We start from the raw sequence: 15,496 nt of genomic DNA, 5'->3' as shown, positions 1-15,496 counted from the left end.
AAAAAGCCTTAGTTACAAAAAAAACCTTCCATTTTGGAAGGATTCCCTGAATACCTGTGATTTTCTGTAAGCCATGTTTTGTCCGACTACTTCTCAGGGAGTAAGCAATCGGGGTAATCATCTATCTGCAAAAAATTGCCCTCTTGGTCCGTTCATTTCCGTCCAAGAAGCGCCCCTACCATCGTTTGGGTTGCTCGCTCGAGGGGTTTACCGCGTTCCACCAACGGAGTTTCCTCCAGTTGCTTCGTCACTGTGGCACTTTCAAGGATACTCCAGCATAGCCGAAACCTTAGCTTGTTTTTCCTGCCGTTACATAAACATGTACCTTGGCTTATTTTTTCGCCAAGCACGAACACTACAGACATCTCAGTCTGTGCGAGCATGGACTTTCCTCAGCTTGAATACTCAAGCCGCGATTACCCGAAAATCACAGAATGTATTCTTAATTAAAATTGACGCGTTTTTTCATTGTCATCACTATCATCTGCCTGAGAATAGTTTCGGCTGAAATTTTGTGAAGAACGTGTCGTTTCATTGCTATACGCATCTTGATCCAATTTTTTGCCAAAAACTTCTTTTTCAAGATTTGACAAACGTTTCAAAATGTCAAAATTGGTGACCGTTTGACTCTTAGGCGCTTCTGTTTGAACACGAGCAGTTACTGCTTGGCTCTTGGATAATTGAGCAACTTTGGCATTCAACCGGTCATTTTCTTCTTGTAAAGCAAGGATTTCTTTGTTGTAGCCTTCATAATCCTTGATGATGTTGTCTAAAAATTCATCAACCTCAACAGGATCATATCCCCGCATCTTTGTTTTGAATTCTTGTTGTAAAATGTCTTTGGGACTGTAAATTAAATTTGCCATCTTTTACACCTCATTAGTTTTCATCGATTCATTCAACTAGCTTTCTAAATTATTTTATCAAAAAATAGCGAGAAATCAAACAGAATCACTCATTTATTACATTTTGTAAATCATCCATTGTAATTTTATCAATAAGATAAGGATTATTCTGTGAAAATTCCATTGCTTCTTTAAGAAAATACTGTGTTTTTCCAGGAAATTCTTCATCATAAACCATAATCACGCCGCCAGAATGCTCTAGAAAAAAACGTGTATGGTTGCGTAATTGGCTCGGATTTTTATATCCTTCATGACTTGTTGCGTTCACATAGTCGGCTTTGCTGCGAAGTTCAAACAGTTTTTCCCGATTTTTTTCGTTCCATTGTTCTCCAAATCCCTCGAACGGAAAAATCAGACCCAACTTTAAAGAAGGATACTCTTTCTTAAGGGAAAAAACAACCTCTGCTCCCCAAAATTCAGTTCCTAAATTGCCACCAATCAAGATCCACTCTAATCCCTCATCCAAATAACGCAACAAAACATTTTTTATACTTTTCTTAATGATTGCGATTTTCGGGTCTTTTTCTTGAAAAATCCCTAATTCATAGCTGCGATAACCGGTTAATAGCATTGTTTTAATGGTTTCCATGGCCGATACCTTTTCTTTCTAATTCTCTTTTTGGTATAATGACTCGGTAGGAGCGTGAAAAATATGGTTTTAAGATATCCTAATGGGCAAATCTATTCCAAAAATCCTTCACAAACTAAGCATACACAAACCGTTAAAGAAAAACAACGGGCAGTGGACTTTAGTAATCGTGGCATGCGATTTGAAGAAGCCATCAACCTCAGTAACGAGTATTATCTTAATCACCAATTAGCAGTGGTTCATAAGAAACCGACCCCCATCCAAATCGTAAAGGTCGATTATCCTCGACGCAGTGCTGCAGTTATCAAAGAAGCCTATTTCAAAGAAGCCTCAACCACCGACTACAATGGTGTTTTCCAAGGACATTACTTGGATTTTGAAGCAAAAGAAACGCAGAATAAAACCTCATTTCCTTTTAAAAATTTTCATGACCATCAAATTCGCCACATGAAAAATTGTTTGCAGCAATCTGGCGTGTGTTTTGTCCTGCTGTGGTTTTCAGCATTAAATCGCTGCTTCTTTTTGGATAGCACACATTTGATCACACATTGGGATCTGCAAAAAAGTACGGGAAAAAAATCACTTTCCCTTTCATTGATTGAAGAAATCGGTATTGAGATTCAACCGGGCATTGCACCAAGAATTCCCTATCTCGATGCTGTTCAATACCATTTAGACAACAAAGGAGTTTTGTAAATTATGCCGAATGACAGTCAATCTCGTATGGCAAGACGTTCTACAGGAAATACAACAGGAAACAAAAAACCACAACCGAAGAAAAAACGTTCGGTAGGTTCCGTGATTCTAAAAATTTTCGGTGGATTGATTATTTTAGGCTGTATCGCCTTTCTATCCGGTTTGGGATTATTTTGGTTCTACGCAAAAGATTCACCAAAACTTGTTGAAAGTGAGCTGGATGCTGCCGCTTCTTCAAAATTCTACGCTACAAATGGTGACCTTCTAATGGATTTAGGTTCAGAAAGTCGTGATAAAATCGCGCCGCAAGATGTTCCTCAACTATTGGAGGATGCGATTGTTTCAGTGGAAGATCGCCGATTTTATAAACATATCGGTGTGGATCCCATTCGGATTGCCGGTTCTGCCCTGTCAAACGTCACCACTGGCGGGTTGCAAGGTGCCAGCACCCTGACTCAGCAGTTGATTAAGCTTTCTTTCTTTTCAACGAAGGCTTCTGATCAAACGCTGAAAAGAAAAGCACAAGAAGCATGGCTGGCTTTGCAATTGGAACAGAAAAAATCCAAGCAGGAAATTTTGACCTACTATATCAATAAAGTGTATCTTTCAAACGGCGTGTATGGAATGGAAACCGCAGCAAAAACGTATTACAACAAGGAATTAAAAGATCTTTCCCTTGCTCAGACCGCATTGATTGCCGGTATTCCTCAAGCACCAAGTTATTATGATCCTTATCAAAATCCGGAACAAGCCAAGGAACGCCGAGATACTGTTTTGTATACCATGTTGGACAACGATAAAATTACCGAAGCAGAATACAAAAAAGCAAAAGCTACAAAAATCGATGATGGTTTGGTTGATTTTGAATCCTTGAAGAAAAAAGCAGTTAATTCAAAAGTTGCTGACAACTATATCAAAGAAGCAATTGCTGAAATTTCAGAAAAAACTGGGAAAGATGTGTACACTGATGGCTTAGAAGTTCATTTGAACATTGATATGAATGCGCAAAATCGGTTGTATGATATCGTTAATAGTGAGGACTATATCGATTACCCTGATGAAGAAATGCAGGTTGCCAGTACATTGGTGGATACAAATTCAGGGAAGGTTTTAGCACAAATCGGCGGACGGAATATTTCTGATGATGTGGTGTTTGGATACAACCGCGCGACGAACACCAGTCGGGACTTTGGTTCAACGATGAAACCAGTCACTGATTACGGTCCTGCCTTCCAAGAATTAAAATACTCTACTGGTAAAACGATTGTGGATGGTCCTTATCAATACGAAGGCACCGATATCGATGTAAAAAACTGGGATAATCAGTATATGGGCTCCATCAGCTTACGAACCGCATTGTATGAATCTCGAAACGTTCCGGCAGCGAAACTTTTTGATGAGGTTGGCGGCGATAAAGTTGCTGATTTTCTCAGTGGTTTAGGAATCAGCTATAAATCCATCGTTCAATCCAATGCGATTTCTAGTAATACGGATACGCAGGATGGCACAAAGTACGGAGCTTCGTCCTTAAAAATGGCTGCGGCTTATGCAGCATTTGCCAACGGCGGTATGTATTATGAACCGCAATATGTCAGCAAAATTGTTTACCAAGACGGCTCTGTGGATGAATTTAAACCAAGTGGTAAAAAAGCCATGGATGAAGGAACTGCTTATATGGTGACGGACGTCTTAAAAGATGTTATTACTAAAGGAACCGGTACGAATGCGTTGATCGATGGTTTGATTCAAGCAGGAAAAACCGGAACTTCTAACTATACAGATGATCAATTAGAAAAAATCGGTCAAACGCAAGGTGTCTATCCCGATATTACTTTCGTAGGTTACACACCACAATATTCATTATCCGTTTGGACCGGTTATGATCAGGATGAAAAGCTGACACCAATTACCGATTCATCTACCCATGTTGCCACTGATGTCTATCGTGAATTGATGCAGTACGTTTCTGCAAGTGCGGACAATAAAGACTGGAAATTGCCTGATGATTTGATTCGTGTAGGCGGCGAATTGTATTGGGAAGACAACTATCAACCGCAAGTTGTGCCATCCTCTACTTCGACAACAACAACGGAATCAAGCAGTTCAAGTACCGAAAGCAGTACGACCAGCGAGAGTTCCACAGAAAGCTCTTCAGAAACGCAACCATCGTCATCATCCAGTGAATCAAGTTCACAGCCAGAAACAACGCCTCCTTCCAGCAGTGTCACTGAACCAAGTAGCAGCTCTTCGGAAGAAAACAACCCTGGAGGCGACCCTGGTAATAACGAAAATGGCGGCAATAATGGTGATAACGATTCATAAGAGCCAAAAAATCACTGACCCAGAAAAAGCGGTCAGTGATTTTTTTAATTTATTTTCCCCTTCATCCGTTCTTTTCCCTCTTGACACATGAACAACAGTGGACAACTGGCACATTTTGGGGCGCGCGCAGTACAATGGTAGCGGCCAAAGAAAATCATCGTATGATGGGCATCAACCCATGTTTCTTTAGGAAGTTTGCGCATTAAGGTCTCCTCTACCTCGAGAACCGTGGCATTCAGTTTACAAATACGCAATCGTTTAGATACTCGTTCTACATGGGTATCCACTGCAATTCCAGGCACCCCAAACGCATCCCCCAATACCACATTTGCCGTTTTTCGACCGACACCGGGCAACTGCATTAATGCTTCGCGGGTTTTAGGAATTTTACCCTCAAAATCCGTCAAAAGCATCTTCGCACAAGCTTTAATGTTTTTAGCTTTATTGCGATACAATCCGATAGTACGAATTTTTTCAATGATTTCTTCTAATGGTGCTTCTGCCAATGCTTCCGGTGTAGGAAAAGCTTGAAATAAAGCAGGCGTCGCTTTATTGACAGATACATCTGTCGCTTGTGCACTCAAAATTACTGCAATCAATAGCTGAAACGCATTTTCATGCTGTAACTCGCCATGGGCATCGGGAAACATTTCAGCCATCAAATGAATGGCTTCTTGGGTTTTTTCTTTACTTAACATTAGTCATCACCATCTAACCAATTATGTAATGAAACTTTGGGTAATTGTTTTGTTGCAGTAGGTTCTTTTTGCATTTGCTGCCGTTTTCTTCTCTTTCGTTCCGCATCGACTTGCTCTTTCGTGTTTATCTGGTTTTTTTCCCAGCTCAATAAAATAGAGTCGATATAATTAAAGTTATATTTTTGATTCAAAACAGCCTCCTTTAATGCTAATAAAATCAACTCTGGACTGTAATGGTCTTCTTCCAGCCATTGCCCGATTCGTTGATATTGAATCGGTGATAAAGTACGCCCAAATTCCTCTTCAAAAGTTCGATACAGTGTAGTTACCTTATCTTCTTTTTCCTGATTCACTGTTTGTTGTTGCTGTTGGGTCATTAATTGTTCTAGCTTATCAAATATAAGTTCAAAGTTATAGCGATCATTTTTTTTTCCATAAACATCTGTAATCGTTTCAATCGTAAGAAATTGTTTTTTTACTAGTTGATTCAGCAACAGCAAAATTTCTGGCTGCTTCATCTGTAAATCATCTGCCACGATGGACAGGTCGGGAAAATCATTTCCCATTTGATGATGGCGATAAAGCTGTAGCCAAAACAAAAATTCTTCATTCGTCATACCGATTCGACGGTAATTGGCTAAAATAAGGTTAGCAAGAGTCGTTTGTCCGCTTTCCAAGTAGTCTTTTAAAGATATCATGCACTTCTCCTCTTTCTTTCCCTAGTATACTTCATAGCAAATAAATTCACTACCCAAAGCTTATCAAAAAAGGATTGCTACCGGTAATGGGCAGCAACCCTGCTTTTTAAAGCATCCCTATTTTCAGATTTATCGTTGAGGAACAGCCGCGATAACTTCTACCTCAACTAAAGCATCTTTTGGTAATCGTGCAACTTCGATTGCTGAACGGGCCGGAAAATCACCTGCAGAAAAGGCTTTTCCATAGACTTCATTAAAAGGGACGAAATCCTCCATGTTTTTCAAAAAACACGTGGTCTTGACCACATCTTTTTCTGCTATCCCAGCTGCTTCTAAGATTCCATGAATGTTTTTAAAAACCTGTGCAGCCTGCTCTTGAATCGTCGTTCCAACAATTTCTCCCGTTTGTGGATCTAAAGGAATTTGACCAGAAGCAAATAAAAAACCATTGACGATTTTCCCTTGAACGTAGGGTCCGATCGCAGCGGGGGCATTAGGTGTTTGAATTATTTTCATCACGTTTCTCCTTACATTCTGGGCATAGTCCATAAACTTCCAACCGATGCTCATTGATTTCAAAACCTGTCAACTGACTAGACGCCATTTCAACATCCTCAAGTCCCGGATAATAAAAATCAACGATCTTGCCGCAATTTTGACAAATCGCATGATAATGCGGCTTTGATGAAAAATCAAAACGGCTAGAGGCATCCCCATATTTCATTTCCTGAACAAAACCGATATCGGTAAACAAGCGTAAATTATTATAGACTGTTGCGACACTCATATTAGGAAAATCGGCAGCAATTGCTTGATAAATTTCATCGGCTGTAGGATGGGAATGATGTTTTACCAGATAGTGTAAAACGGCATACCGTTGAGGAGTGATCCGCACATTATCTTTTTTTAATTGTTCAACAGCTTGTTCAAGCACTGAACTTTCCATCTGTGCTCCTCCTATTCCTTCCATTTAGTATTCTCATCATACTATTTTCAAGCTAAAATTTCTAGCTTCTACACAAAAAAAGACAGCCGGAAAAACAAAATTTATCTTTGCTTTTTGCTGTCTTCAATAAATTTGTTGTTCACCTTTTCTTATTTCTCATCAAATTGATAAAGAGCGGTAGACAAATAACGTTCTCCATTGTCCGGAACGATTGCTAACACGCGTTTGCCTGCACCTAATTCTTTGGCAACCTTCAATGCTGCATTGATTGCTGCGCCAGAAGAAATTCCAACCAGGATTCCTTCCTTGGTTCCCATTTCTCGTGCAGTTGCCATTGCATCATCACTGGTGACTGCAAGAACTTTATCATATACGCTGGTATCCAATGCGTCCGGTACAAATCCAGTTCCGATTCCTTGGATTTTATGAGGACCAGGACTACCTCCTTCTAAAATCGCAGATTCTGCCGGTTCAACACCGTAGATATGGATTTGCGGATAGACACGTTTCAATTCACGTCCAGCCCCAGTAATCGTGCCCCCAGTTCCAATTCCCGCAACAAAAGCGTCTAATCCTTGTACACCAAAAGCTTCTTGGATTTCTTTCCCAGTTGTTTTTTCGTGGATATCCGGATTTGCGGGATTTTCAAACTGCAAAGGGAGGAAATAGCCATGTTCTTTTGCTAATTCTTTAGCCGTTTCAATCGATTTCTTTATCCCCTCTGCACCAGGTGTTAAGACCAATTCTGCTCCATACGCCTGCATTAATTTACGACGTTCAATACTCATTGTATCCGGCATAACAATAACCACACGATACCCTTTTGCCGCGCCAACCATCGATAAACCGATGCCCGTATTCCCTGAAGTTGGTTCAATAATTGTGTCTCCAGGATGAAGTTTGCCTTCTGATTCTGCCTTTTCAATCATGCTTAATGCAATCCGATCCTTCACACTACTACCAGGATTAAAAAATTCCAGTTTTACATAAACATCTGCTGCACCTTCTGGAACCAAATTATTCAACTTCACGATAGGTGTGTGTCCAATCAACTCGGTAATAGATTGATGTACTTTCAACATAGAAATTCCTCCTTATTTAACTAATTTAATCATAACCAATGTCTTGCGTTCTTGCGAATATTTTGCATTAAAAAAAGCCAAGTTCAAAACTCGGCTTTCCCTCTTTAAACAGATAATTGTTGTCCAACCATAATAACATCACTGGTTAATCCATTCATCGACATCAATTGATCGACCGTTAACCCGTAAGATGAAGCAATATCCCACAATGTATCCCCAGAAGCCACCGTATAGGTTCCAGTACTTGTAGAAGCTGAAGCCGTTGTTGTTTGTGCGGTCTCTGTCGTTTGTGTTTCCGTCGTCGCCGATGGTGCTCCATTAGATGGCGTATCAAATCGCGTCAAATTATAGGCTTGAATCAACCAATTTAATTTTTGATTGTAGCCGGGATCTGTTGCATAACGACCAGTAAGATACGCAGTCGCATCCATATAGCTGGAAGTATTACTTTTCCATGTTCCTGAATAATGGGCAGTACCGGTTGAAAAGCTCGTGCTGCGCAATACATTCGCATGGTCTTGGAAAGATTCCCAATATGAGTTGTATTGACGGAAAGGCTCGTTCATCGTTACCCATTGTCCATTTAGATATTCTTGCGTGGGCAGATAAACCGACTGTCCATTGTAAGAACCTTTGACCCCAAATAAATTATAGTAAGGAGCACTTCCTAACATGGAGGTTCCATTACCGCTTTCTAATAAAGCCTGTGCAATCATCACTGAAGCATAAAGATCATTGGCACTTGCTACTTCTGCTGCTGACCAGCCGATTTGCTCAATAAACGTATTCACATCATTTGTTGTTTGATATTCGGCAGCACTAGCGGTTGCAGGATTCAAAGCTAGGACGCTGGGGGTTACCAACAAGCCCGTTCCAACAACTGTCGCAATCGATTTTTTATTTATTTTGAATGTTATGGCGGTTTTCGCCTGGTGTCGTTGACTTCTTGTTTGATACTGATTCATAGAACAACCTCCGTAAGTCTTTAAAAAAACTTTCCCATTTCTTAACTTTTTCATTATACGACTTTTCCGATAAAACGACAAACAAAATAATTGCTGTAATATTTATTTAATAAAACTAACCTCATCGAAATAATTTTAAGAAACGAAAGAAAAAACTTTTAAAAACACGATAAAAAAACTCCGGGAAACCGGAGTTTTTCGTAGATATTTTGGCTCTATAATGAATTGTAGGTAGCAACCACATTTTCCGTAGTGAAACCAAATTCAGTCAAAATCTTGTTCCCTGGAGCGGATGCACCAAAATGATCAATAGCGATGATTTTCCCATCAAAGCCAACATATTTTTCCCAGCCAAATGGTGCAGCTGCTTCAATCGCTACCCGATTCGTTACTGCTTTTGGTAAGACGGATTCTTTGTAGCTGTCTGTTTGTGCGTCAAACAATTCAAAACTTGGCAAAGAAACAACAGAAACATCTTTTCCTTGTTTTGCCAATTCTTCTTGTGCCGCAACTGCTAAAGCAACTTCAGAACCAGTTGCGATTAGAATTCCTTCAGGCTTTTCACCCTTTTGAGGAGACAACACGTAACCGCCTTTTGCGACATTCTCATCTGCTGTTTTTGCTGTTCCTGATAAGACTGGCAGATTTTGTCGGCTTAAAACAAGAATCGTTGGTACGTCAGTTGAGGTCATCGCAATTTTCCATGCTGCACGGGTTTCGTTCCCATCTGCTGGACGAATAACTTGCACATTAGGCATGCAACGAACGCTGGCTAATTGTTCGATTGGTTCGTGAGTTGGTCCATCTTCTCCTACTGCAACTGAATCATGTGTCAGAACGTAAGTTACCGGTACTTTTTGCAAAGCTGCTAAACGGATTGCAGGACGCAGATAATCTGTAAATACGAAGAAAGTTCCTCCATAAACCCGCGTGCCCCCATGTAATTGAATCCCATTCATGGCTGACGCCATTGCAAATTCACGAACGCCAAACCAAATATTGCGGCCTTCATATTGTCCTGGTTCAAAATCTTTTTCCGCTGCAACCATTGTATTGTTGGAAGCAGATAGATCTGCGGAACCGCCCCATAAACTTGGTACAGCTTGGGAAAGGGCTTGAATCATTTCTTTGCTTGATACACGACTCGCTTGACTTGTTCCTTCCTCATAAACAGGCAATCCTTCTGCCCAGTTTTCAGGAAGCTCACCAGCAAAGGCTTGTTTAAATTGTGCAGCTAATTCTGGATACGCTTTTTCATATGCAGCAAATTGTTGGTTCCACTCTGCTTCTGCTTTTGCACCACGCACTTCAATCGTTTCTTTGAAGCGATCAGCTGCTTCTTCAGGAACAGTGAAATCTGGGTATTCCCAACCATAAACCGCCTTAGCAGCCTTGATGCCATCTTCGCCGATTGGTGCGCCATGTACAGAAGAAGTTCCTTCTTTTGGTGCACCATAACCAATCACCGTTTTAACTTCAATCAATGTTGGTTTATCTGTTTCTGCTTTCGCTTCTTCGATAGCTTTAGAAATTGCTTCTAAATCATTGCCGTCTTTCACTAAAAGATGTTGCCAACCATAGGCTTCAAATCGTTGGCCAACATTTTCAGTGAATGCTTTTGACGTAGGACCATCAAGAGAAATATCATTCGAATCGTATAAAACGATTAATTTCCCTAATTTCATGTGTCCAGCCATGGAACTTGCTTCTTGAGAAACGCCTTCCATCAAGTCTCCATCTCCACAAAGAGCAAAAGTGTAATGGTCCATGATAGCAAATTTATCACGATTATAGGTCGCAGCTAAATGAGCTTCCGCCATTGCCATACCAACTGACATAGCAATTCCTTGACCTAGAGGCCCTGTTGTTGCTTCCACACCGTCTGTATGGTTGACTTCTGGATGTCCGGGTGTTTTACTGTCCCATTGACGGAATCCCTTCAAATCATCAATCGTTACATTGTAGCCTGCACAATGGAGTAAGCTATAGAGCAATGCAGAACCATGCCCTGCTGACAATACAAAACGATCCCGGTCTACCCAATTTCTAGATGTTTTTGGATTAATTTTTAAATGTTTGGTCCAAAGAGCGTACGCCATTGGTGCTGCTCCCATCGGTAACCCCGGATGTCCAGAATTCGCTTTTTGGACGGCTTCAATACTCAACGTCCGCAGGGTATTGACTCCTAACTCATCAACTTTATCAAACAATTTTATTTCCTCCTATTTAGGTTTTTTTTACCTTTATTGATACTCTCATTGTAAAGGATTACACATCAAATTGCAATTCCTTTATGAACGATCATGCAGACCATTCTTTTTTTGAATTTCTTTTAATTTTTCCGGTGTAACATCATTACCTTCGGGATCGATTACTTTCATCCCCTCAATATGATGCCGCATACCCGAACGAAATGACTCTAAATATTCTTCTCTTAAAAGAATTTGTTCCTTCTCTTCTTCAGCTGTCAGCACACCTGTTTTCTTTTTTCGTGCCAACACATTGATACGCGCTAATTTTTCTTTAGACAGCACTGGATTACCTCCTTTTTTACTCTCTTATCTTATAAAAAATCAGTCAAAAACACAACCACAATAAAAGCGAACGTTTGTTTGATTTATTGGTATGGCTATGGTACACTAAATTTAGAAAATGAAAGAGGGTGCATGATGTGGCGAAACGCACAGAAAGTCGACAAATCGAAGTGTTAAAATTCATTCATGCCCGTGTAACTGAAAAAGGCTATCCCCCAACCGTTCGCGAAATTGGCGAAGCTGTCAACCTGTCCTCGACCTCAACAGTGCACGGACATTTATCTAGATTAGAAAAAAAAGGGTTGATTCTGCGAGATCCAACAAAACCTCGCGCAATTGAGCTTACTCCCTTAGGTTTAGAAAAAATCGGCGTTCAGCCTGATACTATTCCTCTTTTAGGCGTTGTTACCGCCGGTGAACCGATTTTAGCGGTAGAAGAAGCTTCAGACTTTTTTCCACTGCCACCTAATCTTGCCAATGATTCCGGCAGCTTGTTCATGCTGACGATTCGCGGTGAAAGTATGATGAATATCGGCATACTTGATGGTGACCAGGTAATTGTACGCAAACAAGCCATTGCAAACAATGGAGACGTCGTAATCGCTATGACAGATGAAAATGAAGCGACCTGTAAACGATTTTTCAAAGAAAAAGACCACATTCGTCTTCAACCGGAAAATGATTTTATGGAACCAATCATTTTACCAAATGTAACAATTTTAGGCTTAGTCGTCGGCTTGTACCGTTCTCTAATATAATCACTGAAGAAATCTTCAAGGTAATTATGAAGATTTCTATTTTTTTCTTTACAAACCGAACAAACATTCGTATAATAAAGACACAAACATTTGTTCGTATTATTAAACGAGGTGAGAGAAAATGAAAGGTATTCGAAATATTGCTTTGATTATCTTAGGTTTACTGATGGGATTTGTTGCTAACAATTTTGGGATTGAAATGACACTGTTAGTTTTTGCCCCTTTGTTCTTATTATGGTTCACCTTCTGGGATGATAAAAAATTCCGTCAATCTGAACGTCAACGCCACTACCACTATTCTACACACAATAATTCTGAATTTTATCATTATGAATAAATCTGTTTCAGCACACTCGATTGGGTGTGCTGATTTCAAAAAAAGGCGAGAATCCGCAAAGATTCTCGTCTTTTTTAATATTCCATTAAGGTCAACATATCGTACCCAGTGATTTTATCTCGTCCGTGAAGCTCCATCAATTCGATCAAAAAGGCACAGCCAACAACAACGCCGCCCAATTTTTCTACTAAATCAATTGTTGCTTTGATTGTTCCGCCGGTCGCCAACAAATCATCACAAATCAATACCCGTTGCCCTGGCAGAATGGCATCTTCATGAAGAGTCAGTGTATCCGTACCATATTCAAGATCATAAGACACTTCAATCGTTTTACGAGGCAGCTTGCCTTTTTTGCGGACTGGAGCAAATCCAACACCTAATTCGTATGCTACCGGACAGCCAACGATAAATCCTCGTGCTTCTGGACCTACCACCATGTCGATCCTTTTTTCTTTTGCATAGTCCACGATTTGTTTTGTCGCTTCCCGATATGCATCCCCATTTGCCATTAAGGGAGAAATATCCCGAAAGATAATTCCTTTTGATGGGTAATCAGGGATACTTGCAATATAATCTTTTAAATCCATTCGCGTTTCCTCCTACGCTGTCAGCCAAGCCTTCAATGTTGTTAAATCACTCAGCAGCAGAAATTCTTCTGTTTTTATTTTTTTCAATCGTTTCTGATACACCTTGCTTATCGCAAGATCTTTTTTCTCTGGGGTCATCGTTTTTTTCAAAACGCCGTCGTTTATTGTAACAAATTCTAAATCAAAAAACACCTGAATCATGAAAATTAATAATTTTTCGGGGATTTTTAAATAATCTGCTACTGCCGGCAACTTATAACGTACATCTACTTGTTCCTGTGTATTGATAAATTTAAAGAGTCGAGCATATTGTTCTCGTGTTCCAATGCCGTCAAGATAGGCTTCATCTTGAGCGGAACAGATAAAGAGAACGCGTTTGATTTCACTAAGCTGTACGATTTCTTTGATAGTGTCCGCATCGGTCGGACAATCAATGATGACTAACTGTTGATATTCGATACCACGAATTTTGAGCTGAAAATCTGTTAGCTCTGTGAAATGATATTTTTCTCCACTGAGATAAGAATTTAATGGTTCGGGAATTTTTTTACCAAAATGGATACATAATGATTTTGTGGTATCACTTAGTTGATGCTGTGTTTTTTTCGCCCGGTAATCAAATAATTGCAGCCCGTTACTGGCAAAATCTTCTAGCATCAACTGAGGCTTGCGGTTGCCGTTCCATTGATTGATCGACAACTGCCCTACAGCATCGAATGTTTCTTGAAACTCTTGAATTTGTTTTCCAAAACCGAAACCGATAACATCTAAACCCGGCTGTTCATCAAAGGTCAACGTCATTTTCAGATGATCACCGGCTGTCCCAATTGCTTTTTTATTTTGAGCGTGTACATCTTGAAATAAAAATCGCGGAATGGGGTTATCTGTTCCAAAAGGTGCCAAGCGATTCAAGGTATCGATAAATTTGAGGGAGACATCAGCTAATGTCAGTCGATCATCAATTGTCAGAGAACTTCCCTTCGAAAGATCAATTTCTTTTTGCCGAATGTATTGATTGATTTTTTCTTGCAAAGGAGCAAGGTTCTCCGATGCCAAAGTCAAACCGACAGCGGCGTGGTGACCGCCAAAATTAACAAACATTTCCCGCATGCCATCCAGCATCTGAAATAAATTCAAGGCATCACTGCTGCGACCGGATCCTTTGGCTTGTCCATTCTCTTTGATGGTTAGAATAATTGTTGGTCGTCCGGTTTTTTTAAGTATTTTCCCTGCGACAATTCCTAATACCCCTTCATGCCAACCAGAATGGGCAATTACATGGACCTCGTTTTGAGAATCAACCAACTGTAACGCTTCTTGCGTAATAGTTTCTACAAGTCCTTTTCGTTGTTCGTTAATGTCGTCAAGATTTTTTGCAAGCTGCTTAGCTTCATCCTCATCAAAAGTCGAAAGCAGTTGTACTGCCGGATTGGCATCTCCTAAACGACCAATCGCATTTAATCGGGGACCAATTGAAAAACCAACCGTGGTTTCAGTTATTTCTGAAGATTTTACTCCACTGACTGTCAACAATTCTCGTAAACCAAGCCGCTCGGACTCTTTCATTGCTTGTAAACCTAAAGAAACCAACGCACGATTTTCATCTGTCAAGGATACCATGTCAGCAATCGTTCCAATTGCTGCTAAATCCAAAAATTCCAGTGGTACTTCATCCAGTAATGCCGTTGCAACTTTAAAGGCCACTCCAACACCGGCTAAATCTTTGAAAGGATACGCACCATTAGGATGACGTGGATGAATGATTGCAAAAGCGTTTGGCAGTTCTTGAGGCAATTCGTGATGGTCTGTGACAATTACATCTACCTTTTGCGAATTGGCATAAGCAATCGCCTCATGTCCAGAAACCCCGTTATCAACTGTAACAATCAGCTGCACACCGGCGTCAATCTGTTGCTGATACACTGCTAAATTTGGACCATAGCCATCTGTAAAGCGATTCGGCAAATAGTAGGCTACATCAGCGCCCAAGAGCTCCAATGTTTCCTTCATAATCGTTGTACTAGTGATGCCATCCGCATCATAGTCCCCATAAACTAAAATTCGTTCCCCGTTGACGATTGCATCTTGAATCCGTTCTACAGCCTTTTCCATTTCATAAAGTAAAAAAGGATCATAAAGGTCCTGAATAGATGGCTGTAAAAATCCTGCTAATTTTTCGGGGGTCTGAATTCCTCGATTCCACAATATATCACCAATCAAGGGACTTAAATCATACTTATCTAATTCTTCTTTAAACGCTGTCGAAACCTCTTGTTCAACAGGCAAATTCCATTGATAGTTTGAGTTTCTCACGTAATCACTCCCAACCAAATAATTATAGCAAAGCTTTTCTTAAATGAAAAGAAGACAGATATCTTT

General features: G+C 40.2%; 16 protein-coding genes and 1 other RNA gene. 4 read left to right on the top strand and 13 right to left on the bottom strand.

All coding sequences use genetic code 11. From position 1 onward, the window contains the following. Nucleotides 1–62: 62 nt before the first annotated feature. From rnpB to BN1875_RS12830, 3 genes are all read right to left on the bottom strand, one after another. Nucleotides 63–428, bottom strand: an RNA gene (gene rnpB, locus BN1875_RS13410) — RNase P RNA component class B. An 18-nt stretch (nt 429–446) separates the two neighbouring features. After that, entirely contained in the window at nt 447–866 is a 420-nt protein-coding gene (gene gpsB, locus BN1875_RS12835; RefSeq protein ID WP_048605209.1) for a cell division regulator GpsB, read from the bottom strand. Nucleotides 867–951: 85 nt separating this feature from the next. Beyond that, the gene (locus BN1875_RS12830; protein ID WP_048605208.1) at nt 952–1,494 is read right to left on the bottom strand and encodes an SLOG family protein; all 543 of its coding nucleotides are present in this window, start codon (nt 1,492–1,494) and stop codon (nt 952–954) included. A 63-nt stretch (nt 1,495–1,557) separates the two neighbouring features. Here BN1875_RS12830 and recU point away from each other — a divergent pair, with 63 nt between their 5' ends. Both recU and BN1875_RS12820 read left to right on the top strand, forming a co-directional pair. Then, nucleotides 1,558–2,190, top strand: coding sequence for a Holliday junction resolvase RecU (recU, locus tag BN1875_RS12825; protein ID WP_048605207.1), 633 nt, complete (start codon nt 1,558–1,560; stop codon nt 2,188–2,190). A 27-nt stretch (nt 2,191–2,217) separates the two neighbouring features. Then, nucleotides 2,218–4,512: a PBP1A family penicillin-binding protein gene (locus tag BN1875_RS12820; RefSeq protein ID WP_187115934.1), complete on the top strand. Its 2,295-nt coding sequence runs from the start codon at nt 2,218–2,220 to the stop codon at nt 4,510–4,512. Nucleotides 4,513–4,556: 44 nt separating this feature from the next. On the opposite strand, the gene nth is transcribed toward BN1875_RS12820, so the two are convergent. From nth to BN1875_RS12780, 8 genes are all read right to left on the bottom strand, one after another. After that, nucleotides 4,557–5,210 carry an endonuclease III gene (nth, locus tag BN1875_RS12815; protein ID WP_048605205.1) on the bottom strand — a complete coding sequence of 218 codons (654 nt, stop codon included), beginning with the start codon at nt 5,208–5,210 and terminating at the stop codon, nt 4,557–4,559. After that, nucleotides 5,210–5,908, bottom strand: coding sequence for a DnaD domain-containing protein (locus tag BN1875_RS12810; RefSeq protein WP_048605204.1), 699 nt, complete (start codon nt 5,906–5,908; stop codon nt 5,210–5,212). The genes nth and BN1875_RS12810 overlap by 1 nt, the downstream gene beginning before the upstream one ends. A gap of 129 nt (nt 5,909–6,037) precedes the next feature. After that, nucleotides 6,038–6,424, bottom strand: a complete 387-nt coding sequence (locus BN1875_RS12805) for a RidA family protein (protein ID WP_048605203.1) — start codon at nt 6,422–6,424, stop codon at nt 6,038–6,040. Then, nucleotides 6,402–6,854: a Fur family transcriptional regulator gene (locus tag BN1875_RS12800; protein WP_048605202.1), complete on the bottom strand. Its 453-nt coding sequence runs from the start codon at nt 6,852–6,854 to the stop codon at nt 6,402–6,404. The genes BN1875_RS12805 and BN1875_RS12800 overlap by 23 nt, the downstream gene beginning before the upstream one ends. A 149-nt stretch (nt 6,855–7,003) precedes the next feature. Beyond that, on the bottom strand, nt 7,004–7,936 hold the full coding sequence (gene cysK, locus BN1875_RS12795) for a cysteine synthase A (protein ID WP_048605201.1): 933 nt from the start codon (nt 7,934–7,936) through the stop codon (nt 7,004–7,006). A 104-nt stretch (nt 7,937–8,040) separates the two neighbouring features. Then, nucleotides 8,041–8,901 carry a glucosaminidase domain-containing protein gene (locus BN1875_RS12790; RefSeq protein ID WP_048605200.1) on the bottom strand — a complete coding sequence of 287 codons (861 nt, stop codon included), beginning with the start codon at nt 8,899–8,901 and terminating at the stop codon, nt 8,041–8,043. A 215-nt stretch (nt 8,902–9,116) separates the two neighbouring features. Then, the gene (gene tkt, locus BN1875_RS12785) at nt 9,117–11,111 is read right to left on the bottom strand and encodes a transketolase (RefSeq protein WP_048605199.1); all 1,995 of its coding nucleotides are present in this window, start codon (nt 11,109–11,111) and stop codon (nt 9,117–9,119) included. Between the two features lie 81 nt (nt 11,112–11,192). Beyond that, on the bottom strand, nt 11,193–11,435 hold the full coding sequence (locus BN1875_RS12780) for a DUF896 family protein (RefSeq protein ID WP_048605198.1): 243 nt from the start codon (nt 11,433–11,435) through the stop codon (nt 11,193–11,195). A 128-nt stretch (nt 11,436–11,563) separates the two neighbouring features. Here BN1875_RS12780 and lexA point away from each other — a divergent pair, with 128 nt between their 5' ends. Both lexA and BN1875_RS12770 read left to right on the top strand, forming a co-directional pair. Further along, the gene (gene lexA / locus BN1875_RS12775) at nt 11,564–12,193 is read left to right on the top strand and encodes a transcriptional repressor LexA (RefSeq protein ID WP_137605171.1); all 630 of its coding nucleotides are present in this window, start codon (nt 11,564–11,566) and stop codon (nt 12,191–12,193) included. A gap of 121 nt (nt 12,194–12,314) precedes the next feature. Beyond that, on the top strand, nt 12,315–12,530 hold the full coding sequence (locus BN1875_RS12770; protein ID WP_048605196.1) for a hypothetical protein: 216 nt from the start codon (nt 12,315–12,317) through the stop codon (nt 12,528–12,530). Between the two features lie 74 nt (nt 12,531–12,604). On the opposite strand, the gene BN1875_RS12765 is transcribed toward BN1875_RS12770, so the two are convergent. After that, a complete protein-coding gene (locus tag BN1875_RS12765) occupies nt 12,605–13,117 on the bottom strand; it encodes an adenine phosphoribosyltransferase (RefSeq protein ID WP_048605195.1) in 513 nt (170 codons plus the stop codon). Nucleotides 13,118–13,129: 12 nt separating this feature from the next. Next, nucleotides 13,130–15,430: a single-stranded-DNA-specific exonuclease RecJ gene (gene recJ, locus BN1875_RS12760; protein WP_048605194.1), complete on the bottom strand. Its 2,301-nt coding sequence runs from the start codon at nt 15,428–15,430 to the stop codon at nt 13,130–13,132. Nucleotides 15,431–15,496: the final 66 nt, after the last annotated feature.

Source organism: Enterococcus massiliensis, from assembly GCF_001050095.1.
In the GTDB taxonomy this organism is placed as follows: Bacteria; Bacillota; Bacilli; order Lactobacillales; family Enterococcaceae; genus Enterococcus_C; species Enterococcus_C songbeiensis.
This window is presented reverse-complemented; position numbering and strand designations above follow the sequence as displayed.

What these genes read in the sequence shown, in the direction of transcription:
- BN1875_RS12790 (WP_048605200.1), bottom strand. Translation starts at nt 8,901, where the DNA reads ATGAATCAGTATCAAACAAGAAGTCAACGACACCAGGCGAAAACCGCC.
- BN1875_RS12830 (WP_048605208.1), bottom strand. Translation starts at nt 1,494, where the DNA reads ATGGAAACCATTAAAACAATGCTATTAACCGGTTATCGCAGCTATGAA.
- BN1875_RS12800 (WP_048605202.1), bottom strand. Translation starts at nt 6,854, where the DNA reads ATGGAAAGTTCAGTGCTTGAACAAGCTGTTGAACAATTAAAAAAAGAT.
- BN1875_RS12810 (WP_048605204.1), bottom strand. Translation starts at nt 5,908, where the DNA reads ATGATATCTTTAAAAGACTACTTGGAAAGCGGACAAACGACTCTTGCT.
- BN1875_RS12770 (WP_048605196.1), top strand. Translation starts at nt 12,315, where the DNA reads ATGAAAGGTATTCGAAATATTGCTTTGATTATCTTAGGTTTACTGATG.
- recU (WP_048605207.1), top strand. Translation starts at nt 1,558, where the DNA reads ATGGTTTTAAGATATCCTAATGGGCAAATCTATTCCAAAAATCCTTCA.
- BN1875_RS12805 (WP_048605203.1), bottom strand. Translation starts at nt 6,424, where the DNA reads ATGAAAATAATTCAAACACCTAATGCCCCCGCTGCGATCGGACCCTAC.
- BN1875_RS12820 (WP_187115934.1), top strand. Translation starts at nt 2,218, where the DNA reads ATGGCAAGACGTTCTACAGGAAATACAACAGGAAACAAAAAACCACAA.
- BN1875_RS12765 (WP_048605195.1), bottom strand. Translation starts at nt 13,117, where the DNA reads ATGGATTTAAAAGATTATATTGCAAGTATCCCTGATTACCCATCAAAA.
- gpsB (WP_048605209.1), bottom strand. Translation starts at nt 866, where the DNA reads ATGGCAAATTTAATTTACAGTCCCAAAGACATTTTACAACAAGAATTC.
- nth (WP_048605205.1), bottom strand. Translation starts at nt 5,210, where the DNA reads ATGTTAAGTAAAGAAAAAACCCAAGAAGCCATTCATTTGATGGCTGAA.
- cysK (WP_048605201.1), bottom strand. Translation starts at nt 7,936, where the DNA reads ATGTTGAAAGTACATCAATCTATTACCGAGTTGATTGGACACACACCT.